26 protein-coding genes and 1 pseudogene are annotated in these 26,490 nt (G+C 39.8%); 10 read left to right on the forward strand and 17 right to left on the reverse strand.

The features are described 5' to 3' along the window. Positions 1 to 19: 19 nt before the first annotated feature. Positions 20 to 838 carry a sugar phosphate isomerase/epimerase family protein gene (locus IPMB12_RS02685; protein WP_166914699.1) on the forward strand — a complete coding sequence of 273 codons (819 nt, stop codon included), beginning with the start codon at positions 20 to 22 and terminating at the stop codon, positions 836 to 838. 78 nt (positions 839 to 916) lie between these two features. Here IPMB12_RS02685 and rpoH read toward each other — a convergent pair whose 3' ends face one another. From rpoH to IPMB12_RS02710, 5 genes and pseudogenes are all read right to left on the reverse strand, one after another. Beyond that, the gene (gene rpoH / locus IPMB12_RS02690; RefSeq protein ID WP_166914701.1) at positions 917 to 1,777 is read right to left on the reverse strand and encodes an RNA polymerase sigma factor RpoH; all 861 of its coding nucleotides are present in this window, start codon (positions 1,775 to 1,777) and stop codon (positions 917 to 919) included. A 168-nt stretch (positions 1,778 to 1,945) separates the two neighbouring features. Beyond that, entirely contained in the window at positions 1,946 to 2,902 is a 957-nt protein-coding gene (gene ftsX, locus IPMB12_RS02695) for a permease-like cell division protein FtsX (protein WP_166914703.1), read from the reverse strand. Then, complete coding sequence (ftsE, locus tag IPMB12_RS02700) at positions 2,892 to 3,563, reverse strand: cell division ATP-binding protein FtsE (protein WP_166914705.1); 672 nt, start codon at positions 3,561 to 3,563, stop codon at positions 2,892 to 2,894. Before ftsE ends, ftsX begins: the two co-directional genes overlap by 11 nt. Before the next feature lie 4 nt (positions 3,564 to 3,567). Next, positions 3,568 to 4,500: pseudogene (gene ftsY / locus IPMB12_RS02705) on the reverse strand (signal recognition particle-docking protein FtsY); the annotation flags it as partial. Positions 4,501 to 4,742: 242 nt separating this feature from the next. Further along, positions 4,743 to 5,306, reverse strand: a complete 564-nt coding sequence (locus IPMB12_RS02710; protein ID WP_166914707.1) for an rRNA large subunit pseudouridine synthase E — start codon at positions 5,304 to 5,306, stop codon at positions 4,743 to 4,745. A 192-nt stretch (positions 5,307 to 5,498) separates the two neighbouring features. Between IPMB12_RS02710 and iscR the strand changes: the two genes are divergently transcribed. From iscR to fdx, 7 genes are all read left to right on the forward strand, one after another. Beyond that, positions 5,499 to 5,954, forward strand: a complete 456-nt coding sequence (gene iscR / locus IPMB12_RS02715) for a Fe-S cluster assembly transcriptional regulator IscR (RefSeq protein ID WP_166914709.1) — start codon at positions 5,499 to 5,501, stop codon at positions 5,952 to 5,954. Between the two features lie 74 nt (positions 5,955 to 6,028). Then, positions 6,029 to 7,243, forward strand: coding sequence for an IscS subfamily cysteine desulfurase (locus IPMB12_RS02720; RefSeq protein WP_166914711.1), 1,215 nt, complete (start codon positions 6,029 to 6,031; stop codon positions 7,241 to 7,243). 27 nt (positions 7,244 to 7,270) lie between these two features. Next, complete coding sequence (gene iscU / locus IPMB12_RS02725) at positions 7,271 to 7,657, forward strand: Fe-S cluster assembly scaffold IscU (protein ID WP_166914713.1); 387 nt, start codon at positions 7,271 to 7,273, stop codon at positions 7,655 to 7,657. Between the two features lie 12 nt (positions 7,658 to 7,669). Then, positions 7,670 to 7,993 (forward strand): iron-sulfur cluster assembly protein IscA, encoded by a 324-nt coding sequence (gene iscA, locus IPMB12_RS02730; RefSeq protein ID WP_166914715.1) that lies wholly within the window; start codon positions 7,670 to 7,672, stop codon positions 7,991 to 7,993. 58 nt (positions 7,994 to 8,051) lie between these two features. Continuing rightward, entirely contained in the window at positions 8,052 to 8,591 is a 540-nt protein-coding gene (hscB, locus tag IPMB12_RS02735; RefSeq protein ID WP_166914717.1) for a Fe-S protein assembly co-chaperone HscB, read from the forward strand. A 70-nt stretch (positions 8,592 to 8,661) separates the two neighbouring features. Next, a complete protein-coding gene (hscA, locus tag IPMB12_RS02740) occupies positions 8,662 to 10,533 on the forward strand; it encodes a Fe-S protein assembly chaperone HscA (RefSeq protein ID WP_166914720.1) in 1,872 nt (623 codons plus the stop codon). A gap of 37 nt (positions 10,534 to 10,570) precedes the next feature. Next, positions 10,571 to 10,906: an ISC system 2Fe-2S type ferredoxin gene (gene fdx, locus IPMB12_RS02745; protein ID WP_166914722.1), complete on the forward strand. Its 336-nt coding sequence runs from the start codon at positions 10,571 to 10,573 to the stop codon at positions 10,904 to 10,906. Positions 10,907 to 11,629: 723 nt separating this feature from the next. On the opposite strand, the gene IPMB12_RS02750 is transcribed toward fdx, so the two are convergent. Genes IPMB12_RS02750 through carA form a run of 3 tightly spaced genes read right to left on the reverse strand, consistent with a single transcriptional unit; the run spans position 11,630 to position 16,337 of the window. Next, positions 11,630 to 11,917, reverse strand: a complete 288-nt coding sequence (locus IPMB12_RS02750) for a DUF6694 family lipoprotein (RefSeq protein ID WP_166914724.1) — start codon at positions 11,915 to 11,917, stop codon at positions 11,630 to 11,632. 35 nt (positions 11,918 to 11,952) lie between these two features. Beyond that, the gene (gene carB / locus IPMB12_RS02755; RefSeq protein WP_166914726.1) at positions 11,953 to 15,174 is read right to left on the reverse strand and encodes a carbamoyl-phosphate synthase large subunit; all 3,222 of its coding nucleotides are present in this window, start codon (positions 15,172 to 15,174) and stop codon (positions 11,953 to 11,955) included. Positions 15,175 to 15,179: 5 nt separating this feature from the next. Then, positions 15,180 to 16,337: a glutamine-hydrolyzing carbamoyl-phosphate synthase small subunit gene (gene carA / locus IPMB12_RS02760; RefSeq protein WP_166914728.1), complete on the reverse strand. Its 1,158-nt coding sequence runs from the start codon at positions 16,335 to 16,337 to the stop codon at positions 15,180 to 15,182. 288 nt (positions 16,338 to 16,625) lie between these two features. Between carA and argF the strand changes: the two genes are divergently transcribed. Continuing rightward, entirely contained in the window at positions 16,626 to 17,633 is a 1,008-nt protein-coding gene (gene argF, locus IPMB12_RS02765) for an ornithine carbamoyltransferase (protein ID WP_166914730.1), read from the forward strand. Next, entirely contained in the window at positions 17,633 to 18,115 is a 483-nt protein-coding gene (locus tag IPMB12_RS02770) for a phosphatidylglycerophosphatase A family protein (protein ID WP_166914732.1), read from the forward strand. The genes argF and IPMB12_RS02770 overlap by 1 nt, the downstream gene beginning before the upstream one ends. A gap of 60 nt (positions 18,116 to 18,175) precedes the next feature. Here the strand turns inward: IPMB12_RS02770 and IPMB12_RS02775 are convergent, their stop codons facing one another. The 9 genes from IPMB12_RS02775 to IPMB12_RS02815 form a co-directional block, all read right to left on the reverse strand. Further along, a complete protein-coding gene (locus tag IPMB12_RS02775) occupies positions 18,176 to 18,526 on the reverse strand; it encodes a PTS glucitol/sorbitol transporter subunit IIA (protein WP_166914734.1) in 351 nt (116 codons plus the stop codon). Between the two features lie 23 nt (positions 18,527 to 18,549). Continuing rightward, on the reverse strand, positions 18,550 to 19,575 hold the full coding sequence (gene srlE / locus IPMB12_RS02780) for a PTS glucitol/sorbitol transporter subunit IIB (RefSeq protein ID WP_166914736.1): 1,026 nt from the start codon (positions 19,573 to 19,575) through the stop codon (positions 18,550 to 18,552). Between the two features lie 15 nt (positions 19,576 to 19,590). Continuing rightward, entirely contained in the window at positions 19,591 to 20,112 is a 522-nt protein-coding gene (srlA, locus tag IPMB12_RS02785; RefSeq protein WP_166914738.1) for a PTS glucitol/sorbitol transporter subunit IIC, read from the reverse strand. Between the two features lie 60 nt (positions 20,113 to 20,172). Next, a complete protein-coding gene (locus IPMB12_RS02790; protein ID WP_166914740.1) occupies positions 20,173 to 20,556 on the reverse strand; it encodes a transcriptional regulator GutM in 384 nt (127 codons plus the stop codon). 113 nt (positions 20,557 to 20,669) lie between these two features. Further along, entirely contained in the window at positions 20,670 to 21,917 is a 1,248-nt protein-coding gene (locus IPMB12_RS02795) for an NAD(P)H-dependent oxidoreductase (RefSeq protein WP_166914742.1), read from the reverse strand. A gap of 242 nt (positions 21,918 to 22,159) precedes the next feature. After that, on the reverse strand, positions 22,160 to 23,107 hold the full coding sequence (locus IPMB12_RS02800) for a sugar-binding transcriptional regulator (protein ID WP_166917669.1): 948 nt from the start codon (positions 23,105 to 23,107) through the stop codon (positions 22,160 to 22,162). A gap of 160 nt (positions 23,108 to 23,267) precedes the next feature. After that, on the reverse strand, positions 23,268 to 24,140 hold the full coding sequence (gene hslO, locus IPMB12_RS02805; RefSeq protein ID WP_166917670.1) for an Hsp33 family molecular chaperone HslO: 873 nt from the start codon (positions 24,138 to 24,140) through the stop codon (positions 23,268 to 23,270). Positions 24,141 to 24,172: 32 nt separating this feature from the next. Next, positions 24,173 to 24,568, reverse strand: coding sequence for a ribosome-associated heat shock protein Hsp15 (gene hslR, locus IPMB12_RS02810; protein ID WP_166914744.1), 396 nt, complete (start codon positions 24,566 to 24,568; stop codon positions 24,173 to 24,175). Between the two features lie 49 nt (positions 24,569 to 24,617). Beyond that, positions 24,618 to 26,297: an AsmA family protein gene (locus IPMB12_RS02815; RefSeq protein WP_166914747.1), complete on the reverse strand. Its 1,680-nt coding sequence runs from the start codon at positions 26,295 to 26,297 to the stop codon at positions 24,618 to 24,620. Between the last annotated feature and the right edge of the window lie 193 nt (positions 26,298 to 26,490).

Here is a 26,490-nt window from a genome sequence, read left to right on the forward strand (position 1 = left end):
TAATTTTGGAGGTTTTATAATGGCTGAGCGTCCTATTGGTCTTGCCGCGTTAACGGTACTCGATGTTTCTCCGGCAAATCAGGTAATTGTAGCAGCAGAAGCAGGTTATACTCATGTGGGATTACGTTTAATTCCGGCTACACCGACCGAGCCAGTTTATCCAACGGTAGGCGATACTCCGATGATCCGTGAAGTGGAACGTCGCTTGAAAGAAACTGGGGTTAAAGTACTGGATATTGAAATTTTCCGCTTAAAACCAGATACTCGTGTGATTAATTTCCTGCCAGTACTTGAAACGGGTGCTCGTTTAGGGGCTAGTCAGGTATTACTTGCTGGTAATGATCCTGATCCTAATCGTTTAGCTGATAACTTTGCATTACTTTGTGAAATTGCGGCACCACTAAAAATTGCTATCAATATTGAACCGATGCCTTGGACGAATGTTCCAACTGTTAAATCAGGTGTTGAATTATTGAAAAAAGCAAATCAAAACAATCAGGGTTTAATTATTGATCCATTACACTTCGATCGTGGTGGCGATACACTTGAAGATTTAAAATTAGTGCCTAAAGATTGTTGGCGTTATATGCAGCTATGTGATGGTACTAAAGAAAAACCAAAAGATACTGAAGGTTTATTATACCAGGCACGTAACTATCGTTTATCACCAGGTCGTGGTGGTATTGATTTAGTCAGCTTATTAAAAGCATTACCAGAGATGCCTATTTCAATTGAATGCTGTAACGATGAGTTAGCTCTATCTAAATCACCAATTGAACGTGCTAAAATGTATATCGAAGATGCGCGTCGTTTACTTGAAGCAGTTAAACACGCTTAATAGAGATTATGTCGTCATAATAAAAAAGCCCGCTATTGCGGGCTTTATATTTTTGATGAGCTTAAACTAATCTACAATTTACGCTTCAATTGCAGTACGTAGTTTTTTCATCGCATTCTTTTCTAACTGACGAATACGTTCAGCAGAGACATTATATTTGCTTGCCAATTCTTGCAGTGTCGATTTGCTGTCATCAGCATCTAACCAGCGCGCTTTAATAATATCCTGACTACGCTCATCTAAAGACTCTAATGCTGAGTTTAATTTATCAGCAGCATCGTTATCCCAGTTGTCGTTTTCAATTGTTTCAGAGAAATTGGAACTTTCATCTTGCAGATAAAGTGCTGGTGCAACAATTGAGTTGTCATCATCGTCATTATCGATATCAAATGACATATCTTGTGCAGCCATTCGAGATTCCATCTCCATGACATCTTTTCTGCTCACACCAAGTTCGTCAGCAACAATACCGATTTCTTCGTTATTAAACCAACCTAAACGCTGTTTAGATTTTCTCAAATTAAAGAATAGTTTACGTTGTGCTTTAGTCGTCGCCACTTTAACAATACGCCAGTTTTTAAGAACGTATTCATGGATTTCTGCTTTGATCCAGTGCACAGCAAACGATACTAAGCGTACCCCCATTTCCGGATTAAAACGACGAACCGCTTTCATTAAACCGATGTTACCTTCCTGAATAAGGTCGGCTTGTGGTAATCCATAACCAGAATAATTCCGAGCCACATGCGCAACAAAACGCAAATGGGATAAAATTAGTTGTTTTGCGGCTTCAACATCATCATGATAATAAAGACGCTCACCAAGCTCTTTCTCTTCTTCAGCAGTTAGCATCGGGTAGGTATTGATCATACGAACATATGCTTCAATACTTCCCTGCGGAACTAAAGCAACTGTTGGCATTTTTACTTGTGCATTCATCAATGTTTCCCCTTACTTAACAATTCAATTTATATCATGCTTATGACAATTTGTCATGGTAACTCTGTGCTGCTGTGAGTTATAACGCGATACATTATTGCTTACATGTTAATTTAGACTACAAAAATGTGATTTAGTTCACAGTTTTAAACCATCAATTAATAAATGTCAATTATTTTGCTGTGTGATTTGCAGGTACTTTTTAGTCGCAACCCACGCAGAGAGCCAGCCAATCATGGTTGACAGTAAAATAATAAACAGGCTTTCATCCCAACTTAGACCACGTATATGAAAGACAGTTCCAAAAACAGAAGAGACATCTAATATGATGGAGTCTATTTGATAGATAAATATTTCTGATAAAACCAGTGCAAAAATAGCACTAATCAGTCCATTAAACATACCACTATACAGAAACGGCCGTAATATAAAGCCTTCGGTAGCCCCGATAAGCTGCATAACCTGAATAGTTTGACGGCGAGCAAAAATCATCAGCCTGATACTATTACCAACAACCAGAGATACAGCAATTACCATCAGAATTGACAAAGTCCAGACGATAGTTTCAACCATTCCTGTCAGAGCTGTAAGCCGTGTGAACCAGCTATCATCTAAACGTACATCATCGATCCCTTTTAGAGTGAGTAACTGTTTTTGCAGTTCGTGCAGAATAACTGTCTGCTTAGCTTCTTCTTTTGGTACGACAATCGCAACTGCGGGTAATGGATTTTCTTCCAATAGTTCCAGCGCATCACTAAAACCAGACCAGAGTCTGAATTCTTCCAATGTTTCATCGCGGGACAGATACGTTACGCTTTCTACTTCATCATAAGATTTAATTTTAGCCACTAACTCTTCTGTTTCTGTCTGTGTTAAATCTTTTTGTATGTAAGACGTTAAATTGGGTGTCGGGTACCATTGATGCGCTGCTTCATTGACGTTTTTCCACAATAAATAACAAATTGTGGGCAAAGTAATGGAGATAGCAATTACAGTAACAGTGAGTAATGAAGCAAAAATATGTTGTCTGAAATCATTAAACACATTTTGCCAGGCATAACCAATTTGTCTTTTCCAGCGCGGGAAAAAGCCCTGATTGTCACGTTGCTTAGGTTTAGCCGACATATTGAGAATCTCCGGCTAAACGGCCCTGATTAAGATTTAATACCCGGTGATGTTTACGACGAATCAGCCCCATATTATGGGTTGCCATCAGGACGGTAACACCGGTTTGGTTAAGTTCTTCAAACAGTTTAAGGATATCTTTTGATAGCTTATCATCCAAATTACCAGTCGGTTCGTCCGCCAGAAGTACCATTGGCTTATTAACAATTGCCCGGGCAATACCAACGCGTTGCTGTTCACCACCAGATAGTTGGATTGGATGGAATTTCATCTTATCGATTAAGCCAACCTTATCTAAAGCTGCAGATACACGACGGCGAATCTCTTCCGCCGGTTTACCTAAAATAATCAGTGGAATTGCCACGTTATCGTACACCGTATGATCCATCAGTAATTGGTGATCCTGAAAAATCATGCCGATATGCCGACGGATAAAAGGAATATCTTGTTTCTTGAGTTGAGTAATATCGTAATTATTGAGCAGGATTTTGCCATCATTAGCGCGATCCAGACCACAAATAAGCTTTAAGAGGGTGCTTTTCCCTGCACCGGAATGACCAGTCAAAAAAGCCATCTCGCCACTTTCCAGAGCAAAACTAATATTTTGCAAAGCAGGGCGACCACCGGAATAGACTTTACTGACATGTTCAAAATGAATCATCAAATTAACTCTCTGTTTCCTCATTACTTGCAAATAACGCTTCTATAAAGTCATTTGCCACAAATGGTCTTAAATCATCGATCTTTTCACCCACCCCAATATAACGAATTGGAATGTTAAATTGATCCGCAATACTAAAAATAACACCGCCTTTAGCCGTGCCATCTAATTTGGTTAAGGTAATTCCTGTTACACCAACAGCTTCATTAAACAGTTTTACCTGACTAATTGCGTTTTGTCCGGTACTGGCATCAATTGTCAGCATAATCTCATGTGGGGCTGTTTCATCATGCTTTTTCATGACGCGGACAATCTTTTTCAGCTCATCCATTAAATGCGATTTATTTTGTAAGCGACCCGCGGTATCAGCAATTAACACATCAACTTTTTTGGCGCTGGCGGCTTGCATAGCATCAAAAATAACTGAGGCTGAATCTGCATTAAGGTGCTGTGCAATAACCGGAATATGATTACGCTCACCCCAGACCTGTAATTGTTCAACAGCAGCAGCCCTGAACGTATCACCAGCGGCCAGCATAACTGATTTACCTTCAGCCTGAAACTGTCTGGCCAGTTTACCAATAGTTGTGGTTTTACCGACACCATTTACACCAACCATTAAAATGACATACGGTTTATGTGTTTCAATGTTTAGTGGTTGATCAACAGTTGCAAGGATAGATCCCATCTCCTGTTTGAGATGTTCATGTAATGCACCTGCATCTTTAAGTTCTTTACGAGAAGCGTGTTGAGTCAGTGACTGGATAATACGTTGTGTGGTATCGACCCCAACATCAGCAATGAGTAGCTGTTCTTCCAGCATTTCAAACAGTTCATCATCGATTTTTTTACCGGAAAACAGACCTAAGAAACCAGAACCAATATTTTGTTTTGTTTTGAATAATCCATTCTTAAGACGGGCAAAAAAACCAACTTTTTTTTCTTCATTCATGTCAGTGACTAACTCCGGTTCCATACGAACATCATTAATAGGTCGAACTCATTAATTATTATTCTAATCATTTGCAGCAAAATGTTGAACGATTATACCAACTTTTTATCGGATTATTGATCAATACTTGCTAACTATTGTATGAGTATTTATTTACCGAGATCCAGCGATCTTTTTGCTTAACCAGAAATATTTTAACTATTTCGTTTTAAGCACGATTTTTACACTTATTTTAGGACATCGGTCGCAGAGATATATTGCCATTGGCCAAGTGGTAACTGTATATCAAAAACATTAATGTTACCGATCTGGACCCGGACTAAACGTAAACAGGGGAATCCTACATGAGCACACATACGTCTGACTTGACGGTTTTTGCCTTCTTTAATAGTCAGGCTAATCCATGAGGTTGGAATACTTTTTCTTTCTCGGATAGGAGGATCTCGTTGCCAGAGTTTTGCTGGTTCAGGAATGACACTGGCTTTAGCTGGCGCTGTAGTGAATTCTTTGAGGGCTATCCCCTTTTGCAGCAGAGAGATTGCTTCGTCTGTTACAATCCCCTCTACCTGAGCCCAGTAAGTCTTTGCCTGTTTAAATTTAGGATCGGCAATCTTAGCCTGCAATTTACCATCATTAGTGAGTAATAATAGTCCCTCACTGTCAGTATCTAAACGTCCGGCAGGGTAAAATCCCGGTAAATCTACATAGTTTTTTAAGGTTGGATGTTTTTCATGTTCTGAGAACTGGCTGATCACACCAAAAGGCTTGTTAAGCGCAATAATTGAAGACATATTTCTCACATCTAAAAATCATTTTCAGTCATTATACTATATAAGTGACAAGCAGGTCTTAATTTCTCGTGATAACCATTCTTTTGCCTTGCCTATCAAAGGGATAACTAATACCCTACTAAAATACTCAACTAAATACTTGACTAAAATCAAAGGATATATAAAATAACACCATCTACTCGGAGGATGTGTATGAAATTAACATCAAAAGGGCGTTATGCCGTGACTGCAATGCTTGATGTTGCACTTAACTCACAGTCTGGTCCTGTTTCTTTAGCGGAAATTTCTGAACGACAGGAAATTTCTCTCTCTTACTTAGAACAGTTATTTGCTCGTTTACGTAAACACGGTTTAGTAGCAAGTGTCAGAGGACCTGGCGGTGGTTATGTGTTAAATCACAGTATGGAACATATTGCAATTAGTTCAATTATTAAAGCGGTTGATGAATCAGTCGATGCCACGAAATGTAATGGTGAAGGCTGCTGTCAGGGCGGAGTTCGTTGTTTAACGCATTCACTTTGGAATGATCTTAGTGAACGTATCGATGAGTTCTTAACCAACATCACGCTTAGTGAGCTGGTACAAAATAAAGAAGTGAGAGAAGTGGCTCACCGTCAAAGTAACTTTATGCGTATCGCAGTAAATTAACTATTGAATAAATAGCCAAATTTATCAGGTGAAATGGTATAATTTAAAAGATTAAGTCAGTTTTGGAGTTATAAATGAAATTACCAATTTATATGGATTACGCAGCAACCACACCAATGGATAAACGTGTGGCAGAGAAAATGATGCAATTCATGACTATGGATGGTGTGTTTGGTAATCCGGCTTCTCGTTCTCACCGTTTTGGGTGGCTTGCAGAAGAAGCTGTTGATATTGCCCGTAATCAAATCGCCGATTTAATTGGTGCTGATGCCAGAGAAATCGTATTTACGTCTGGTGCGACAGAAGCGGATAACTTAGCAATTAAAGGTGCCGCCCACTTTTATCAGACTAAAGGTAAACATATTATTACCTGTAAAACTGAACATAAAGCAGTATTGGATACTTGTCGTCAGTTAGAGCGTGAAGGCTTTGAGGTGACTTATTTAGCACCAAAAGCAGATGGTTTAATTGATTTAAAAGAATTTGAAGCAGCGCTACGTGATGATACTTCTGTAGTATCAATTATGCATGTAAATAATGAAATCGGTGTAATTCAGGATATTGAAAAAATGGGCGAAATGTGCCGTAGCCGCGGTATTATTTTCCATGTCGATGCAACTCAAAGTGTTGGGCGTCTACCGATTGATTTATCTAAGTTAAAAGTAGATTTAATGTCATTCTCTGGCCATAAAGTTTATGGTCCAAAAGGAATTGGTGGTTTATATGTACGTCGTAAACCACGTGTGAGAATTGAAGCTCAAATGCACGGTGGTGGTCACGAACGTGGTATGCGTTCTGGTACTTTACCGGTACACCAAATCGTGGGTATGGGTGAAGCTTATCGTCTGGCTAAAGAATCAATGACAGAAGAGATGGCACATCTGCAAACACTTAGAAATCGTCTGTGGGATGGTCTGAAAGATATTGAAGAAGTTTATCTCAATGGTTCTTTAGAACACAGCGTTCCAAATATTTTAAATATCAGCTTTGCTTATGTGGAAGGTGAGTCACTGATGATGGCGCTAAAAGATTTAGCGGTATCTTCTGGCTCAGCATGTACTTCTGCAAGTTTAGAACCATCTTACGTACTGCGTGCACTTGGTCTGAATGATGAGCTGGCTCATAGTTCAATTCGTTTCTCTATCGGTCGTTTTACGACAGAAGAAGAGATCGATTATGCGATTAAATTAATTCATGATTCGATTGGTCGTTTACGTGAACTATCGCCACTTTGGGAAATGTTTAAAGATGGTGTTGATTTAAGCCAGATTCAGTGGACGAACCACTAAGTTAATGATCTGATAAGGAGTTAGAAAATGGCCTATAGTGAAAAAGTTGTCGATCATTATGAAAACCCTCGTAATGTTGGATCATTTGATAATAAAGATCCAAACGTAGGTAGCGGAATGGTAGGTGCGCCTGCCTGTGGTGACGTAATGCGTCTACAAATTAAAGTAAATGATAATGGCATCATTGAAGATGCTAAATTCAAAACTTATGGTTGTGGTTCAGCGATTGCTTCAAGCTCACTGATTACTGAGTGGGTAAAAGGTAAATCACTGGACGAAGCACAAGCGATTAAGAATACTGATATTGCTGAAGAACTTGCTCTGCCACCAGTGAAAATTCACTGTTCTATTCTGGCAGAAGATGCAATCAAAGCAGCAATTGAAGATTACAAGAGTAAAAATCATAAAGCATAGTTAGGAATTATTATGTCTATCGTATTAACAGATACAGCAGCTAACCGGGTTCAAACGTTTCTTGCCAATCGAGGCAAAGGTGTTGGTCTGCGCCTTGGTGTGAGAACGTCTGGTTGTTCCGGTATGGCATATGTTATTGAGTTCGCAGATGAAATTCGCGATGATGATAATGTTTTTGACGATAAAAATGTGAAAATTATCGTAGATAGAAAAAGTTTAGTTTACCTTGATGGCACAGAGATTGACTTTGTTAAAGAAGGTCTGAATGAAGGTTTTAAATTCAATAACCCTAATGCCGATAATGAGTGTGGTTGTGGTGAAAGTTTTAATGTGTAAAATGTCTATCTTATAGTTTTATTGTATAACTACAGTATTCATATCTGGAATATTATTGATGGACACACATTCAAACTACTTCGACCTGTTTCACTTACCTGTTCAAATACCTGTTGATATTCAAAAGTTATCGACTGAATATCAACAGCTACAGCGCATGTATCATCCTGATAATTTTGCGACAGCACCAGAAGCTGAAAAGATGATGATGCTACAAAAATCAGCTACGATTAATGATGCGTTTCAAACTTTAAAAGATCCAATTTTAAGCGCCAGTTATTTTTTGACGCTCAAAGGTATTGATGTCTCTGCTGAACATAATATCATCAATGATACTGATTTTTTGATGGAACAGTTTATTTTACGTGAGCAATTAGATAGGATTGAGCAGCAATTAAATCAGTCTCAGAAAGAACAGGAATTAGAAGCGTTCTCTCTGGAAATTAAGCAAAAATATCAAGATACTTATCAAGAATTATTAGACTGCCTTCAACAAAGTGAATGGCAAAATGGATTGAATGTCGTAAATAAACTACGTTATTTGACGAGACTACGACAACAAATCGATCAACTGGAAGATTCATTATTTGCTTTATAGCCAGTTCTTAGTACAAAATAATGCGGATAACGATGATCGATAACTACAATTAACGAGAATAACAAACGCCATGGCTCTATTACAAATTAGCGAACCAGGTCTGTCTCAGGCTCCACATCAGCACCGATTAGCGGTGGGCATTGATTTAGGAACAACTAACTCTCTGGTTGCAACTGTTCGCAGCGGTAAAGCAGAAACTCTGCCTGATCCGGATGGGCGCCATCTATTACCTTCAGTGGTCAATTATGGTCAGGATCATGATGATAATACATTGATTTCAGTTGGTTATGCAGCACAAAAAAAAGCAGCCAAAGAGCCACAAAATACCATTAGTTCTGTAAAACGTTTTATGGGACGCGCATTATCTGATATTGATACCTCCCACTTTCCTTATGTCTTTTCTGCCAGTGAAAACGGTGTTCCTCTTCTACATGTTGAACATGATTTAGTGGTCAGCCCGGTTCAGGTTTCAGCAGACATTTTACGTGCGCTAGCTAATCGCGCTAAAGAAACACTCGATGGTGAACTTGATGGCGTGGTCATTACCGTTCCGGCCTATTTTGATGATGCACAAAGACAAGCTACTAAAGATGCTGCAACTTTGGCAGGATTGCATGTACTACGATTACTTAATGAACCAACGGCAGCGGCAATTGCTTATGGTTTAGATTCCGGTCAGGAAGGCATTATTGCCGTTTATGATTTAGGTGGTGGTACGTTTGATATCTCTATCTTAAGACTTTCGCGTGGTGTCTTTGAAGTGTTAGCCACTGGCGGTGACTCTGCTTTAGGTGGTGACGATTTTGATCAGCTGATTGCTGATTATTTCCGTACACAACTAGGTCTTTCTGAACAAAATGATCCTTATTTAACTCGTCGCTTACTTAACGCGGCAAGCAGTACAAAGATTGCGTTAAGTGAGCAGCAATCTGTAACTGTGGAAGTTGAAAACCAAAATATTATTTTCACCAGAAATCAGCTGGATGAGTTAATTCAGCCGCTGGTGAAACGAACGTTGCTTGCCTGTCGTCGTGCACTGAAAGACGCGAATGTCAGTGTTGACGAAGTGGTTGATGTGGTGATGGTTGGTGGTTCGACTCGTGTTCCTCTAGTTCAAACCATGGTGGGTGAATTCTTTAAACAGCTACCACTTACCTCGATCGATCCAGATCGTGTCGTGGCAATTGGCGCAGCTGTTCAGGCTGATATTTTAGTTGGTAATAAACCTGATGCTGAGATGTTACTGCTTGATGTGATTCCATTGTCTTTAGGAATTGAGACAATGGGTGAGTTAGTGGAAAAGATCATCCCGCGCAATAGTACTATTCCTTGTGCCAGAGCGCAGGAATTTACAACATTTAAAGATGGTCAGACATCAATGATGATTCATGTTTTACAAGGTGAACGTGAAACTGTTTCAGGTTGTCGTTCTCTGGCGCGTTTTACTCTACGTGGAATTCCACCGATGGCGGCAGGTGGTGCTCATATTCGGGTGACTTTTCAGGTAGATGCAGATGGTTTGTTAAGTGTGACTGCGATGGAGAAATCAACTGGCGTTCATACCTCAATTCAGGTTAAGCCGTCCTATGGTCTGACAGAGACAGAAATTGCCGGTATGATTCAGGATTCCTTTACGCACGCTGAAATTGATAAACAGGCTCGTATGCTGGCAGAACAAAAAGTTGACGCCGCCAGAGTGCTTGAAAGTTTACACAGTGCTTTAGAGCAGGATAAATATCTGCTTTCTGATAATGAGCTGGCACAAATTTTACAAGCGAAGCAAGAACTTGAGCGAGTAATGAAAACGACTAATACTCAAGAGATCAGCGCTAAGATTAAACAACTTGATCAGGTTACGCAGGATTTTGCTGCAAGACGTATGGATCATTCAGTACAACAAGCGTTTACCGGGCATACAGTAGACGATATACATAAATCATAACATATTGATTTATTTGAATAAATTATTGAGGTGAATTATGCCAAAGATTACATTTCTTCCTAATCCAGATCTTTGCCCGGAAGGGGTAACAGTTGAAGCTGAGTCAGGTGAATCTATTCTGGAAGTTGCACTACGTAATGATATTGAGATTGATCATGCCTGTGAAATGTCTTGTGCGTGTTCAACTTGTCACTGTGTGGTACGTAAAGGTTTTGATTCTTTAGAACCAAGTGATGAGCAGGAAGATGATATGCTGGATAAAGCATGGGGTGTTGAGCCACAAAGCCGTTTAAGCTGTCAGGCGAGAGTAGCGGATGAAGATTTAGTGATTGATGTACCACGTTATACGTTAAATCATGCGAAAGAGCACTAAGGTTTTTAGTTTTTACTTAATAAAATAAAGAGTATTTTTATGTGAAACCACCATATAACTGGTGGTTTTTTTATTGGGTAGGTGTGGGTTGCGCGACACAGTCGCGCTTGTAGATCTTAGAGCTGTGAAGGAATTAGCCTGTGTGAGCTTAGCGGTACTATTCCGATGCGCTGAACATGCAAGCCATGTAACGCTTACTCCATAGCACCACTAAGCTCAGTCTTCATCCAATAATATTCACTGATAAAAGAAAAGGTCAAAAGATTAACGGATAATCTTTTAGATTTTAAATAGAAACAGAAGAATTAAAATAAAAAACACAATAAAATCAAATAGTTAAATATTTTTTTAAGTGTTTGATTTTATTATGGTTTTATGTTGTAAATATATCAAGGTTGTTGGGTTGCGTGACGGAGTCGCGCTTGTAGATCTTAGAATAATGACGTAATTAACTAATATATATTGTTCTATGTCGTCACGCTGTTAGGTCTTTAGAGTAGTGGGATTTGAATTTGATGGAGAGCGTATTCCATAGGTCTTAGCGAGCCTGACGGGTGTACGGTAGGCCATCAAACCCACGGAATAAGCCAGCATCACCAAAGATATTAGGCGAGGGCGGCGCAGTCCGCACCAACCCCAATGCTAATAACAAACAACAACACTAAGAAACACGTTAGCGGGGCGTGCTCCCCGCCAAATACTCTGCTAATAACAAGACAGGAGCTACTCTTTTACTCCATACAACTCAATCACTTCCATAGCTGTTTTATTATTGAGTTTTTCTGTTAAAAACTGATAACGTTGAATTTGACTGCCTTTGGCATAAGCAGAAGCTTCAAACCCTAGTTTTGTTAGTGCATGCTCAAAAGCTGTTTTATCCTCTGTGTTCAGATCATTTGCTACGGCCAGAATAGATTGCTGAAAACTTTCTTTGGTTGAAGTATCAATCCGTTTCTCTCCACAGGCACTTAAAAAAACGGTACAAAGTAAAACAATCAGTAATTTTTTCATTTCTATTCCTACAAACCAGGTAACGATATATCCGCTTAGTTTAGCATTTTATAAAGCTCCTGTAAGGAGGTCACTCGTCCAACCGGATCGCAATCAATAGCTGCTATTGTGGCATAACTGGCGTTCATCGTTGTATCATAGTGAACTTTATACTGAATAGCACTACGACGCAGAATCTTTGATGACTCAATTGCAGCCCGGCCTGACGTAGTATTTAGCACATAAGCATATTCACCATTTTTCATATGGTCGTGAATATTTGGTCGTCCTTCAATCACTTTATTTACCTGACGGCATTCAATACCAGCATCCTGCAATACTTTAGCGGTACCAACTGTGGCATCAATAGTAAAACCATGAGCAATAAGTTTTTTACCGATTTCAATCACGCGCTTCTTATCCTGATCACGTACTGAAACCAGCGCTTTCCCTTGTTTTTTCATATTGGTCAGACTACCAAGCATTGATTTTGAGAATGCTTCAGCAAATGTTTTACCAATTCCCATGACTTCACCAGTTGAGCGCATCTCAGGCCCAAGGATTGGGTCAACACCACTAAATTTATTAAAAGGTAATACGACTTCTTTGACAGAAAAATAAGGCGGAATAATCTCTTTACTGACATTTTGCTCGAGTAAAGTTTGTCCTGCCATTACTCTGGCCGCGATTTTAGCCAGCGGTAAACTGGTGGCTTTAGAGACAAACGGAACAGTTCTTGCGGCTCGCGGGTTAACTTCAATTAAATAGATTTCATTGTTTTGTACAGCGAACTGAGCGTTCATTAAGCCTTTTACATTTAGCTCCAGAGCAAGCTGTTTAGCCTGCTGGCGTAATTTATCCTGAATCTGAGAACTTAGAGAATAGGCAGGAAGTGAACAGGCAGAATCACCAGAGTGTACACCAGCTTGTTCAATGTGCTCCATAATGCCACCAATCACGACGTTTTCACCATCACTAATGACATCAATATCAACTTCGATAGCATCATCTAAAAAGTGGTCAAGAAGTACTGGTGCTTCATTTGATTCGCTCACTGCAGTTTTAAAGTAACGACGTAAATCTTGTTCGTTATAAACAATTTCCATTGCTCGGCCACCCAGAACATAAGAAGGTCGCACGACAAGTGGATAACCAATTCTTTCTGCTTCAAAAATTGCTACTTCCAGATCGGAAACGGTAGCATTTACTGGTTGTTTAAGTTGAAGTTTATCAACCACTTCCTGAAAGCGCTTACGATCTTCTGCTTTATCAATCGAATCTGGTGATGTACCAATGATAGGTACGTGATTGGCTTCAAGTGCTCTGGCCAGTTTCAGCGGAGTCTGCCCGCCATATTGCACAATCACACCTGTTGGTTTTTCGACATGGACAATCTCAAGCACATCTTCCAGTGTCACAGGTTCAAAGTAGAGACGATCAGAGGTATCGTAATCTGTTGATACAGTTTCTGGATTACAGTTTACCATAATCGTTTCAAAGCCATCTTCACGTAGTGCCAGGGAAGCATGTACACAGCAATAATCAAACTCAATACCTTGCCCGATCCGGTTTGGTCCACCACCCAGAATCATAATTTTTTTACGATTAAACTGTGGGCTCGCTTCGCACTCATCTTCATAGGTAGAATAGAGATAAGCTGTATCTGTTGAAAACTCGGCAGCACAGGTATCCACACGTTTATATACCGGGTGGATATTATATTGATGACGTAGCTGACGTATGTTTTGCTCTTTTACCTGAAGTAATTTTGCCAGACGAGCATCGGAAAAACCTTTACGTTTAAGTTGCCATAATGTTTGCTCATTAAGTTTATCTAAAGATATCTTTGTAACCTGTTGTTCCAGTGTAACGAGCTCCTGTATTTGTACTAAGAACCAACGATCGATATTGGTCATGGTGAAGACTTCGTCCAGCGTTAAGCCTGCTCGAAATGCATCCGCGATATACCAGATTCTGTCTGAGCCGGCTTCCTGTAGCTCCCGTCTTAGAGTAATCATTGATTTATCATCGAAGTTTGATAATTTAGGATCAAAACCTGTTGCACCAACTTCAAGCCCGCGTAGGGCTTTTTGTATGGATTCCTGAAAGGTTCGTCCAATCGCCATGACTTCCCCGACTGATTTCATCTGGGTGGTCAATCTGTCATTACAACCAGCAAATTTCTCAAAATTAAAACGTGGAATTTTGGTAACAACATAATCAATGGATGGCTCAAACGATGCTGGAGTTCGTCCTCCGGTAATATCGTTGGAGAGCTCGTCCAGTGTATAACCAACAGCTAATTTGGCCGCAATCTTGGCGATAGGAAAACCGGTTGCTTTAGAGGCTAGCGCAGAAGAACGCGAAACCCTTGGATTCATCTCGATTACAATCAGTCGTCCGGTTTTGGGATCGACAGAAAACTGTACATTCGAGCCACCTGTTTCGACACCGATTTCTCTTAGTACTGCCAGAGAAGCATTCCGCATGATCTGATATTCTTTATCGGTCAGAGTTTGTGCTGGTGCAACGGTAATTGAGTCACCGGTATGAATACCCATTGGGTCAAAGTTTTCAATTGAGCAGACAATGATACAGTTATCATTTTTATCACGGACAACTTCCATTTCATACTCTTTCCAGCCAATCAGTGATTCGTCAATTAACAGCTCATTAGTTGGTGAGAGGTCTAAGCCCCGCGTACAGATCTCTTCAAACTCTTCCCGATTATAGGCAATACCACCACCGGTTCCACCCATGGTAAAAGAGGGGCGAATAATACACGGAAAGCCCACTTGTTCGGCTACGGCATAGGCTTCGTCCAGAGTATGGGCAATACCTGAACGGGCTGTTTCCAGCCCAATTTTTTTCATGGCTTTATCAAAACGCTGGCGATCTTCTGCTTTATCAATCGCGTCAGCGGTTGCGCCTATCATCTCTACATTAAATTCTTGCAAAACGCCGTGCTTTTCTAAATCTAAAGCGCAGTTCAGTGCAGTTTGTCCACCCATGGTTGGTAAGACTGCATCAGGACGCTCTTTTTCAATAATCTTTCTGACGGCCGTCCAGTGAATAGGCTCGATGTAAGTGGCATCAGCCATATCAGGGTCAGTCATAATGGTGGCCGGGTTTGAGTTGACCAGAATGACGCGATAACCTTCTTCGCGTAGTGCTTTGCAGGCCTGAGCACCAGAGTAGTCAAATTCACAGGCCTGACCAATGACAATTGGGCCAGCACCAATGATAAGAATGCTTTTGATATCTGTTCGTTTTGCCATTGGAACTACCCCTTATAAGCCTGAATAAGTTTAATAAAATGATCAAAAAGTGGTGTTGCATCATGTGGGCCTGGGCTTGCTTCCGGATGACCCTGAAAACTGAAGGCCGGTTTTGTATTATGGTGAATACCTTGCAGTGAACTATCAAACAGTGATTTATGGGTGACGCGCAATGTGGTGGGAAGTGTCGCTTCATCAACGGCAAAGCCGTGATTTTGAGCTGTAATCATTACGGTATTGTCTTCCAGATTTTTGACCGGATGATTACCACCATGGTGACCAAATTTCATTTTGATGGTTTTAGCATCACAAGCCAGAGAAAGTAGTTGATGACCAAGACAGATTCCAAAGATAGGAATTTCAGTTTGTAGAAATTGCTTAATAGCGGCAATGGCATAATCACAAGGAGCAGGATCGCCCGGGCCATTAGAGAGGAATATTCCATCAGGGTTTAAAGCAAGTACTTCGACTGCCGGTGTTTGAGCAGGAACAACGGTGAGTTTACAACCTCGATCAACAAGCATTCTTAAAATATTGCGTTTAATACCAAAGTCATAAGCGACCACATGATAAGGAAGCTGGCTTGCAGGTTCAGGCTCTGGAAGTTCACCTTTAAGTGTCCAGCAACCTTGGGTCCATACATATGTCTTTTTACAAGTTACTTCTTTAGCCAGATCGAGACCATTTAAACCTTTGAAGTTTTTTGCCTCATTAACTGCCAGATCAGCTTTCGCAATAAGCTCTTCTTTATTCTCACCTGTTAAAATACAGCCATGCTGTGCGCCTTTTTCACGTAAGATGCGCGTTAGTTTACGGGTATCGATATCGGCAATAGCTACGACACAGTGTTGTTTGAGATAATCTGAGAGATTTTCTTCGTTACGGTAATTACTGGCAAGTAGTGGTAGATCACGAATAACCAAACCTTTGGCGTAGATATTACCTGATTCAGAATCAGCTTCATTAGTACCGACATTACCAATATGAGGATAGGTCAGGGTAATGATTTGTTCAGTGTAAGAGGGATCAGTTAGTATTTCCTGATAGCCGGTCATTGAAGTATTAAAAACGACTTCTCCGACAGTCTGTCCGGTTGCGCCAATAGATTTACCTAAGAATAATGTACCATCTTGCAGGGCCAGCAGTGCGTATGTGTTTTGCATAGTATATTCACAGACCTCGGTTAGCTATTTAATGAATATTAAATCATTAATATTGAATATAAATTCAAATAATTCTATCGTGATTATTTATTTTATCCAAGTCTTTTTTATTAAAATAACTGAATAAATATTTAAATTTTCTAATATTTGAAAGATTAATTCATCTCTTTTTTGAGACTGAAGTGTAAATTAACAACCAGACTATTGAGATAAAAATATTTTTACTTGAAATTGAATAATTATTCAAATAAAATCAGTTTTATTTCATGCTAACAAGAGGCCTGTTCTATGTATGGTTTTTATCAACGTCATTTCTTGCGGTTACTGGATTTTTCCCCGGCAGAAATTAATCAATTACTACAACTTGCCATTGAATTAAAGAGAGCCAAAAAAGCAGGTCAGGAAAAGCAGTATCTGGCTGGTAAAAATATTGCGCTCATTTTTGAGAAAGATTCAACTCGTACGCGTTGTGCCTTTGAGGTAGGTGCTTTTGATCAGGGTGCGTGTGTGACTTATCTTGGGCCAAGTGGTAGTCAAATCGGTCATAAAGAATCAATTAAAGATACGGCTCGCGTACTTGGGCGTATGTATGACGGGATTCAATATCGTGGTTATGGACAAGAGATTGTTGAAACACTGGCTCAATATGCAGGTGTGCCGGTCTGGAACGGTTTAACCAATGAAGCTCATCCCACACAGATTCTGGCTGATTTTATGACGATGCTTGAACACGCTCAGGGTAAAGCGCTGTCTGAGATCAAATTCGCTTATCTGGGCGATGCGCGTAATAACATGGGTAATTCCCTGATGGAAGGTGCTGCGTTGATGGGCATGGATATTCGCTTAGTCGCCCCTAAAGCCTGCTGGCCAGAAGAAGGGCTCGTAGCTAAATGCCAAAGCATTGCCGAAAAAACAGGCGCTAAAATTACCTTAACTGAAGATGTAATAATAGGTGTTAATCAGGTTGATTTTCTTTATACTGACGTCTGGGTTTCTATGGGAGAACCTAAAGAAGTGTGGGACGAACGTGTAAAACTATTAACGCCATATCAGGTTAATCAGGCTGTCATTAAACAGACACAAAATCCACAGGTGAAATTCTTACACTGCTTGCCTGCTTTCCATGATATGCAAACAGCTGTAGGTAAGCAGATGGCAGATCAGTATGGTCTAACCAATGGGCTTGAAGTGACCGATGAGGTGTTTGAGTCAACACATAGTGTGGTGTTTGATGAGGCGGAAAATCGTCTGCACACCATTAAAGCCGTTATGGTTGCAACGTTAAGTAAAGATTAATGGAAGCAAAATACAGAGAAAAAATCAGACTGACCAACCCAACACACCTGCTTGCTGTAGGGCTGGGCAGTGGGTTATCACCAGTATCTCCGGGAACGATGGGTTCTCTGGTGGCTATTCCTATTTGGCTACTGTTTTATCATGTAGCCCCTGTCTATTACTGGATTATTATTGCGGTAGCGACTATTTATGGCTGCTGGATCTGTGATAAAACAGCCAAAGATATGGGAACTCATGATCACGGTGGTATTGTATGGGATGAGTTTGTTGGTATGTGGATTACGCTATTTTTTATCCCACAATTTTCTGTATTTTGGATAGTGATCGCTTTTGCTGCTTTTCGTTTGTTTGATATTGTCAAACCATGGCCAATTCGTTGGTTTGATCGCCATGTACATGGTGGGATTGGGATTATGGTTGATGATATTGTTGCTGCGGTATTTTCGTCTGCCGTGGTATGGGCATTAGGCGCGTTTTTCTAGGTTCTCAGATGAATCATCTCAACAGGGGCGGAAGCATCCAGCCCCAGAGAGATAACAGGATTAAAACTCGAGCTTGTCACCTACATTAATAGTAGGAAACACTTCCGGTATAACCTCAATGGCTCCAGGCAGTAAACCATGCTCGTTTTGTTTGAAATAGATTGAGATATGTCCTAGTTCTTCCAGGTTTTTATTCGCCTCTGAACCAACTTGTTGAATAGTATATTTCTGACCTGCAATAACGATCTCTTTACCTACCTCAAGTGTTTGATTTGGATGCTTTTCAAATTCATGAATAACACAAATTTCACGTAGTTCAGCGGTTGCTTTAGGTCCAAACAGGATCAGTACTTTTTCAGGTTCAAACTCAGGAACCAGGGCACCTACTTCTACAATAATACTGTGAGCCATAATCTTAACTACTCCTAATGATTTTAATACATGCCAATACTAAATACCCAGGCAATGACTACAGCCAGAACACCTGTAATCATACGACTATAGAGTACGGCAGGAACACCATATTGTACGGTTTTCGGTTCTGCTTCTCCTAGTGATAGACCAACAGGAATAAAGTCACAACCGGCTTGTGCGTTAATAGCAAAAAGAGCGGGTAATGCATAAGCAACAGGAATAGCACCAATAGCAATTTGACTACCAATTAGTACACCAATGACCTGAGCGATAACTGCACCCGGCCCTAGTATAGGGGATAAAAACGGTAAACTACAAATAAATGCAATAATCATCATGCCCCATAATGAACCTGCAAGTGGTGATAGTGTATTGGCAATGACAGTCCCGATACCGGTATAGTTAATAATACCAATTAACATACTGATAAAAGCCATAAACGGAATGATATTCTTAATCAGCATATCAGTGGAATCACGCCCTGCCTGATAGAAGATTCCCATTGCTTTACCAATACCACGCGAGAGCGTTACTAAAAAGCCATCTCTCTGATTTGACTTATGCTCAGCTTTTACTTTGGCGTACTTCTCTTTGAATTTTTCACGATCCAAAAGATCATTGCTACTTTCTTCTTTTGCTGTTTCTTGAGCTGGGATCGCTTGCGATACTTCATTACTTCCCTCTATTAGTCTGATATTGTCAACTTTTACGCCAGATACAAACAGATCTTCGGTAATAAATTTAGACAGCGGGCCAGATGGCGCAGAAGGGATAACATCAACTGTTGGGATCTTTTTCATTGGATAGACACCAATACGGGCAGTTCCTCCGCAATCAATAATAGCACACAGAATTTCATCTTCCGGGACTGAATTTTTAAAACCATCGATAACTTCTGCACCTGAAAGTTCAGCAATTTTAGCTGCTACAGGATGAATACCACCACCAGTAACAGAGATAACTTTATGACGTTTTTCTGTTGGAGTAAGTGTTAAGCCTGAACCCCAACCATTTGATCCTTTTTCGACAAAAATTGTTTTAAACATTGCATGACTCCTTGATTATAGGCTTTCTTTACGCATTAAGAAGCGAGTGATGTATTCAGTAATTACACCACGTAAGAATATGATGACGATACCTGCTAAAAAGTAGCGAACAGAAAGGCTGGACATACTGTAACCGGCTTCCATAACACCATTAGCAATACCAAGGAAGACAAATAACTCACCTGCATTGGCATAAGGGAACAGGCCTGTTACAGGATGTAGGAATGAAACAACAGAATCGTAGAATGCCGGTTTTTGTTCCTCTTTTACGAAACGCCCAAAAGTATAAGCCATCGGGTTTGTTAGCATAAGAACAGAAAGTACCGGCATTAAGGTGTAGCGTAAAAAGATACTTTTAGCCGAGAATTGAATCGCACGTGTAACACGTTGCTCTCCAATAAAGGCAATAAGTGAATAAGTAAATGTGAGTAAGACAATTAATAGCGGTACAATACCAGTCATGAAGCCCATAAACTGTTTTCCACCGGCTTCAAATAAGCCAATGAAATGAGTACCAAACCACTCAATATATTCCATTGTTATCTCCTTTTTGTTTTTCTGACAAAAATTTAAAGAATAAAAGGTTGCGACAAATGCTTAAAACTTCACACTATTTGCCGTTTTTATGATTGCTCTTTCCGAAATGGAAAGTTTTCTGATTGCTTCTTCTCCCGCAAAATGACTTAACATTTGCGATAGATTCTGATTCTTGAAATTGGGCAGATCTCTAAATTTGGCAAAAATAGATTTGCCTTGCATGATCTGACATTCCTGGATGACTTTATCGTCATTGATAACAAGTAGTGCAATAGCACTGGAACCAAAGCGTTTACGTTCCATTGAAGAGTAAAGATGATGACCTGATTTGCCAGTATATTGTTGAGCTATTTTATGCATATGTTTTTGGTAATAGCGCACTTGCATGAAGCTCAACACTGATTGAGCAACAAAAATCGTACAAGCAATAAGAACAAGATTCATGGTAACTTTACTCCGTATAATTATTTTTTATAAAATCAAATGCTTATGTGATTTAGGGTAAAATTGGCTACACATTGTGTAGCCATGATTCAAAAAGTAAGTCGTACGGTAAATTAGGCAAAGACTTCGTCTTGTAGTTTACGAAGTTTCCATACTGTTGTTGACTCATCAAGTGTTACGTCATCTTCAGTCAGGAAAGTGCCTTTAGCAATGTCACGTGTCGCGATAACTTTGCCGCTAATTAAACCAATTGGGATATGGCGTTTTGTTTTCATCTCTTTATTGGTTTCAATCACACCACGTACACAGAAACCACCGATCCCATCCAGTCTTTCACCGGCTTTGATATCTTTTTTAGCGACCGCGACAGTTTCAGATACCGGCGCACCTTGAGGAACAATTGAAGCCTCATGATTTAACACTGCTTTAGCGATAGTCATTGGTGTTTCAAGACTCGCTAAATGGAATGGACGATATAAGATGTGGTGATCACGATCGCCTTTCTTCATCAGGTAGCTGAGTTCATGTTTAACGTTGTCGTTTTGGCCTTTAACAATCGCAAAAATACCTGGGGCTAAACCGTCAACATATTCCACAACACCAAATTTACTTAAAATACCGCCGTTTTCTTTGGTGTTAAGATCTTTAAGTACTGAATCTAAATCACCTTTGATACCGTGCATTCCAACAACATCAGGAACAAAGCCCATTGCATTTGACAGTAGGTTCATCTCCGCCATAGTTTTAGTGCCATCCTGGAAGGCTGCCAGCATATGGTCTGCCATGCCTTTTTCTGTTGCTTCTTTTCTAGCGGTATCTGGGTTTGCTTCAATTTGTAGTTTGTTGTTTTTACCTTTACCAACAACGAGTACTTCCATTCCCATGGTTTTGGCAAACTCGTACATTTCAAGTGTTGCAGCAGGTTCGTCACCATCAGAACCACTATAAACCAGACCGGCATTGTTAAATAATTTATGCATTAGTGGCCCGATCGTAATATCGATTTCAACGTTTAGCAGAACGATATGTTTTTTAGCCAGTAATGTTGCGAGTGCGATTTTGGCACCGACTTCCGGTACACCTGTCGCATCAACAATGATCTCGACTTTTTCTGAATTAATGACTTCGTTAAAATTATTAGAAATTAAGATATCGGTTTTTTTCTTTGCACTGGCATTATAAGCATCTGCGGCACGTTTAGCGGCGTCTACATTAATATCACTAATACCCGTTACACACATACCCGGGATTGTTGCGATTTGCGCAATCATTCCAGACCCCATTTGACCCGCGCCAATAACACCTACGCGAATCGGGTTATCATTTTTTTCTCTTTCTAACAATTGTTTGTAAATGGACATTTGATGGATCTCCTGTTTCATCTTAAGAAATATTTGGGTAAAAAGACTTATTGGTCAGAAAGATAGCGTCATTTTTATGTGTTGGCTATGACAAAATATCAAATTTATGACATTTGTCACATATATCGACAAATGTCATAAAAGTGAGGAGGAGGATCTTGATATGTAGTTTTAAAATGATTTAGTGATAAAAAAAAGCTGCATCAAGCAGCTTTTAAAAAATTTTGAATATTAACTAAACATTATTTTTTAGTGTTAAGAATATACTCTGCCATTTTGTCAGTAATCACAACAATATTGAGTAGTTTGGCTTTTAATGCCGCCATCAGTGCTTCTTCTTTATTATTTCCGCCAACGATAGCAACTACTGTTGGGATCTTGCGTAGTTCTTCCAGACTAAGCCCTATAACGTGCTCATTGATTGGGCATTTCGCTTCTTTACCATCTGCGGTATAAAAGCGTGAGTTAGAATCACCCACCACGTCATAATAACGTAGCTCTTCAATATCTTTGTCAGTGATATAGCCGATCTCTTTCATGGTATTTTTATTATAAGGGCTGGAGATACCCACAATAGCCATTTCAACCGTTTTACCTTCATTTAGCACTTCGCTGATATATTTGTTTTTACACAGATCTTTCTTCATCTCAGTATCATCCACCAGAGCCGGGGCATACAGATATTTACAGGTACATTGCATTTTCTTTTTCAGGTCATAGCAAATTTGGTTGGAATGTAGATCAACGTCATCAACGCCCATTCCGCCAATCAGAGGAACGATAGTCAGTTCTTTGTGAGTAATATAAGGATATTCGTTGGCAAATTTTCGAATAGTATTACCCCATGAAATACCCAGAGTTTTTACTTTAGCGATTCTTTTACTTAAAGAGTAAGCGGCCTTTTTAGCCAGTGAGTTGGTTGCTTCTTCTTCAGAGAGGTTATGAGTCGAGATGACAAGGGCTTCTTCCAGACCAAAGCGCTCTTCCAGTTGTTGCTCTAGTTCAACGGTGTGGGCGGTTTCATCTTTTATAAAGATTTCGACAATACCTAAATCTTTAGCTTCTTGTAGTTTTTTGGAAATTATCGAGCGTGAGATACCTATCTTTTGTGCTATTTGAGCTTGTGTCCAGCCGTATTGGTAGTACCAGGTAGCAATTTTTACCAGATCGCGTTTTTCTTCCCACTTCATCATTAATTTCTCCTGTATAGAGATATTGACAATCGTTCCTGACGATCACAAATGTAGGTTATGTTAGCATATCTGGAGAATATAAAGAAATAGAGGAATACAATGGAGGGGAAGCTCCATTGTATTCCTCTATTATAATTAATAAGTTACGTTAAATAACTTAGTGCGTTGATTCTGATTTTTGGTGTGCACGCATCTGCTGAATATCAATTGCATCAAAAATATAGTGATTGCCACAATAATCACAATGCATATCAATATTACCGTCCTCTTCCAAAATAGTGTCAATCTCTGTCGCAGGTAGTGTTGCTAAAGAAGCCTCACAGCGTTCACGAGAACAGGTACATTTAAATTGAACTGATGTCGCATCAAATAAACGAACATCTTCTTCATGATAAAGACGATGCAGAACCTCTTGTACCGGTAACGAGAAAAGCTCGTCAGCTGTCATGGTGTGAGTCAGCATCGCCAGATGTTCAAAGGAATCTGGTGAGGCATCACTTGCCGGCAGAACCTGTAATAATACGCCTGAAGTGACCGGCTGACCATGATAGACACCAGTATGTACAAATAAACGTGTTGGCAGTTGTTCTGACTGCATAAAATAACCCTCAATACATTCAGCTACAGTTTCATGCTCAAGACCGACAATACCTTGATAGCGCTCACCTTGACTCGGCATGATGGTGATAACTAGATATCCGTTACCGACCATCTCTTTTAACGTCATCTTATCTGTGATTTCACCTGTAACGCGAGCAACACCGCGCATATCCTGATGATTATTACCATTAATAACCGCCAGTGATAGCGGTCCATCTCCCTGAATCTGTACTGCAATATCGCCTTCAAATTTGATAGTTGCTGTCAGTAAACAGGTTGCAGTAAGCAGGTCACCTAGCAACTTTTGTACTGGTGCCGGGTAATCATGTCCATCTAACATAGCCTGATAGGTTTTATTTAACGTCACCATCTCACCACGAACGGAATGTTCTTCAAACAAAAAACGTGATAATAAGTCGTGATGGTTCATTGGGTTGTTCATACTTTACTCCGAATGAAGAATTACTCTTCACCATATTTAAATTTAATTAAGTTACGACGTTCTTTCTTATCTGGCCTACGGTCGGGATGGGGCATAGTCAGTGCATTCATTTTACGAGCTTCAGCGATCTTCTCGCGCTTGGTGATGCTCTCTTGTGTTTCTTGATAAAGTTGTTGAGCTTCTGTCGCTGTTCTGCGTTGACCACTGAGTTCAAGTACTTTGATCTCTTTCTCGTCACTGCCCTGGCGCAGTTTCAGCATTGCTCCAACTTCAACGATTTTACTAGGCTTACTGCGTTGTCCATTATAGTGAACTTTGCCACCATCCACCATTTCACGGGCCAGTGCTCGTGTTTTATAGAAACGTGCAGCCCACAGCCATTTATCAAGACGAATTTGATTATCTGATTGCTCCATCTGCTTTCTCCGTTAGCTGTCAGTATATATGGTGCTGGTTAGCTAAATTTCAATTGGTGACACGGTGATTCTGCTTAACCTGATAGAGTAGCGTTCTGTTGAGTTGTTTTAGCGCCAGTGTACCATTTAAATTCAGCGGGGAAATTTGTCCATCTACTCTTAAAATAAAGTTGTTGTCAGATGGTGGATTATCAATCAATTTCCAGCGTGATAATAAAACCGGATCAACAGAATAACCACTCAGTTCTGCATTAGATACTTTGTTCTCAGCAAGATTAATTTTACCACTGGCATCTAAAAGTCCATCAGTAGTTAATGCATTCATACTGACTAAAATATCTGGTGTCGTATCACCTTTTGGTTCCTGTATATCTAGTGAAGCCGCCATATGTCTTAAGGTCACTGTATTTACTGTCGAATGTTCTGCTTTTAGTGATAACTTACCTTGCCACAATCCCCACTGATTGTTAGCGGCCAGTTGTAAGTTATTACCACTTGCCTCTAAATAGGTATATTGCATAGGAAATTCAGGCTGAATATCAATTAAAATACTTGGCATGACACGGAAGTTTTTTATATTAATGGTCTGTAACGTATCCGGTAGCTTGTGATCAGACAGATAGGTTTGCCAGCTTTCCGGTAGGGTATAATTGATTCCCATAATAGCCACTTGATCAAGGCTTAGCTGATTATCTTGCCACTGACCGGATAAATTAATAATGCCTTTTTGCCATGAGGTGATCAGTTTATCGATATTTAGCCGTTGATCTTGTCCCGATAGTTGTATCACTGGCTGAGTAAATAACTCTTCCTGCCAGACCAGGTTATCAGCGTTAAAAGTAATATTACCGTTATTGAGTTGCCATTTATCTTCATTGTGTTGCAGCCGGCGCACAACAAGATTCGCGCGTTCTATTTTCAGCTCCGGCGAATCCAGCGTGCTATTTAAGAGGGCTAAATAGTTGATATTCATTTTTGGCCAGTGGCTGGTGACATTCTGTAATTCTTGCAGCGATAAAGATGTTTGTAAATTAAGGTGATTAAGTTGTAGCTCATCTATCAGCCAGCTGTTGTCAGGTAAATAGCGTGCTTTACTGGTAAAAAAGCCTTTATTGATATTGCCACCAAAGCTGTTAAAGAAGACAGTTTGATTTTTTTGCAGGCCTTCAATGACAACTGATTGAGTGGTGAACTGATCTAAGGTTAACGATTCAATGGTGAAATGGAACTGAAAATCTTTATTTCTATCGATTAACTCTCCCAAAGACCAGGGCTTAATACCTCCATTGACTCTTTGCATTGAAAGGGTGTGTTCATCCTGAAACATCACCTCAACATTTAATAGTTGTAATAAATTAGCTTGAATGGCCTCTGTTGCTTTTATTGTTTGTGGATAGTTAATTATGCCATCTTTGATTAAAATATAATCAAATGATTTAAGTTGTAATGGATTACTTTTATTAAGAGCCAGAACAACCTTACCGGCCAGTAACAAATGCTGCTGGCTTTCTTTATCAAGGATAGATACGTTATTTAGTGTAATCTCGTAAGGGTTAGCAAACGAGTGGTCGATATTTTTAATCAAAAATTGATAAGGGCTTTGCTGACTGAGCAAAGAATCAGCAACAAAGTTTGCACCAAAAGAAGTCTGGAGTAAAAAATAAGGAATGAGGATCATAAACCAAATAATGGCAATCAGTAGAATTAAACATTGCTTTAAATGTCTCATTGATCGTTAAACTCATTAATAGATATAAAGGTATTCATTTGCTGCTATTTGAAAACAGTATAAGTGATTTATTCAATTTAAAACAGTTGTAGTTCCGCCAAATTATGGCTAAGATACAAAGAGTGCTCCCTGCCATTGGTAGGGAGTGTTTTTTTATTGGTATTTCGTGTCAATTATAGCTTTCAACGGCAGT

The sequence above is a fragment of the Zophobihabitans entericus genome, assembly GCF_011745665.1.
GTDB classification, from domain to species: domain Bacteria; phylum Pseudomonadota; class Gammaproteobacteria; order Enterobacterales; family Orbaceae; genus Zophobihabitans; species Zophobihabitans entericus.

Excerpts from the sequence above, each read along its gene's own strand:
- IPMB12_RS02775 (WP_166914734.1), bottom strand. The coding sequence starts at position 18,526 with ATGGCTCACAGTATTATTGTAGAAGTAGGTGCCCTGGTTCCTGAGTTT.
- carB (WP_166914726.1), bottom strand. The coding sequence starts at position 15,174 with ATGGCAAAACGAACAGATATCAAAAGCATTCTTATCATTGGTGCTGGC.
- rpoH (WP_166914701.1), bottom strand. The coding sequence starts at position 1,777 with ATGAATGCACAAGTAAAAATGCCAACAGTTGCTTTAGTTCCGCAGGGA.
- iscR (WP_166914709.1), top strand. The coding sequence starts at position 5,499 with ATGAAATTAACATCAAAAGGGCGTTATGCCGTGACTGCAATGCTTGAT.
- ftsE (WP_166914705.1), bottom strand. The coding sequence starts at position 3,563 with ATGATTCATTTTGAACATGTCAGTAAAGTCTATTCCGGTGGTCGCCCT.
- hslO (WP_166917670.1), bottom strand. The coding sequence starts at position 24,140 with ATGAACCATCACGACTTATTATCACGTTTTTTGTTTGAAGAACATTCC.
- IPMB12_RS02750 (WP_166914724.1), bottom strand. The coding sequence starts at position 11,917 with ATGAAAAAATTACTGATTGTTTTACTTTGTACCGTTTTTTTAAGTGCC.
- iscU (WP_166914713.1), top strand. The coding sequence starts at position 7,271 with ATGGCCTATAGTGAAAAAGTTGTCGATCATTATGAAAACCCTCGTAAT.
- IPMB12_RS02710 (WP_166914707.1), bottom strand. The coding sequence starts at position 5,306 with ATGTCTTCAATTATTGCGCTTAACAAGCCTTTTGGTGTGATCAGCCAG.
- srlE (WP_166914736.1), bottom strand. The coding sequence starts at position 19,575 with ATGTTTAAAACAATTTTTGTCGAAAAAGGATCAAATGGTTGGGGTTCA.
- IPMB12_RS02790 (WP_166914740.1), bottom strand. The coding sequence starts at position 20,556 with ATGAATCTTGTTCTTATTGCTTGTACGATTTTTGTTGCTCAATCAGTG.
- iscA (WP_166914715.1), top strand. The coding sequence starts at position 7,670 with ATGTCTATCGTATTAACAGATACAGCAGCTAACCGGGTTCAAACGTTT.
- argF (WP_166914730.1), top strand. The coding sequence starts at position 16,626 with ATGTATGGTTTTTATCAACGTCATTTCTTGCGGTTACTGGATTTTTCC.
- IPMB12_RS02795 (WP_166914742.1), bottom strand. The coding sequence starts at position 21,917 with ATGTCCATTTACAAACAATTGTTAGAAAGAGAAAAAAATGATAACCCG.
- IPMB12_RS02815 (WP_166914747.1), bottom strand. The coding sequence starts at position 26,297 with ATGAGACATTTAAAGCAATGTTTAATTCTACTGATTGCCATTATTTGG.
- srlA (WP_166914738.1), bottom strand. The coding sequence starts at position 20,112 with ATGGAATATATTGAGTGGTTTGGTACTCATTTCATTGGCTTATTTGAA.
- hslR (WP_166914744.1), bottom strand. The coding sequence starts at position 24,568 with ATGGAGCAATCAGATAATCAAATTCGTCTTGATAAATGGCTGTGGGCT.
- carA (WP_166914728.1), bottom strand. The coding sequence starts at position 16,337 with ATGCAAAACACATACGCACTGCTGGCCCTGCAAGATGGTACATTATTC.
- IPMB12_RS02770 (WP_166914732.1), top strand. The coding sequence starts at position 17,633 with ATGGAAGCAAAATACAGAGAAAAAATCAGACTGACCAACCCAACACAC.
- hscB (WP_166914717.1), top strand. The coding sequence starts at position 8,052 with ATGGACACACATTCAAACTACTTCGACCTGTTTCACTTACCTGTTCAA.
- IPMB12_RS02800 (WP_166917669.1), bottom strand. The coding sequence starts at position 23,107 with ATGAAGTGGGAAGAAAAACGCGATCTGGTAAAAATTGCTACCTGGTAC.
- IPMB12_RS02720 (WP_166914711.1), top strand. The coding sequence starts at position 6,029 with ATGAAATTACCAATTTATATGGATTACGCAGCAACCACACCAATGGAT.
- ftsX (WP_166914703.1), bottom strand. The coding sequence starts at position 2,902 with ATGTCGGCTAAACCTAAGCAACGTGACAATCAGGGCTTTTTCCCGCGC.
- fdx (WP_166914722.1), top strand. The coding sequence starts at position 10,571 with ATGCCAAAGATTACATTTCTTCCTAATCCAGATCTTTGCCCGGAAGGG.
- hscA (WP_166914720.1), top strand. The coding sequence starts at position 8,662 with ATGGCTCTATTACAAATTAGCGAACCAGGTCTGTCTCAGGCTCCACAT.
- IPMB12_RS02685 (WP_166914699.1), top strand. The coding sequence starts at position 20 with ATGGCTGAGCGTCCTATTGGTCTTGCCGCGTTAACGGTACTCGATGTT.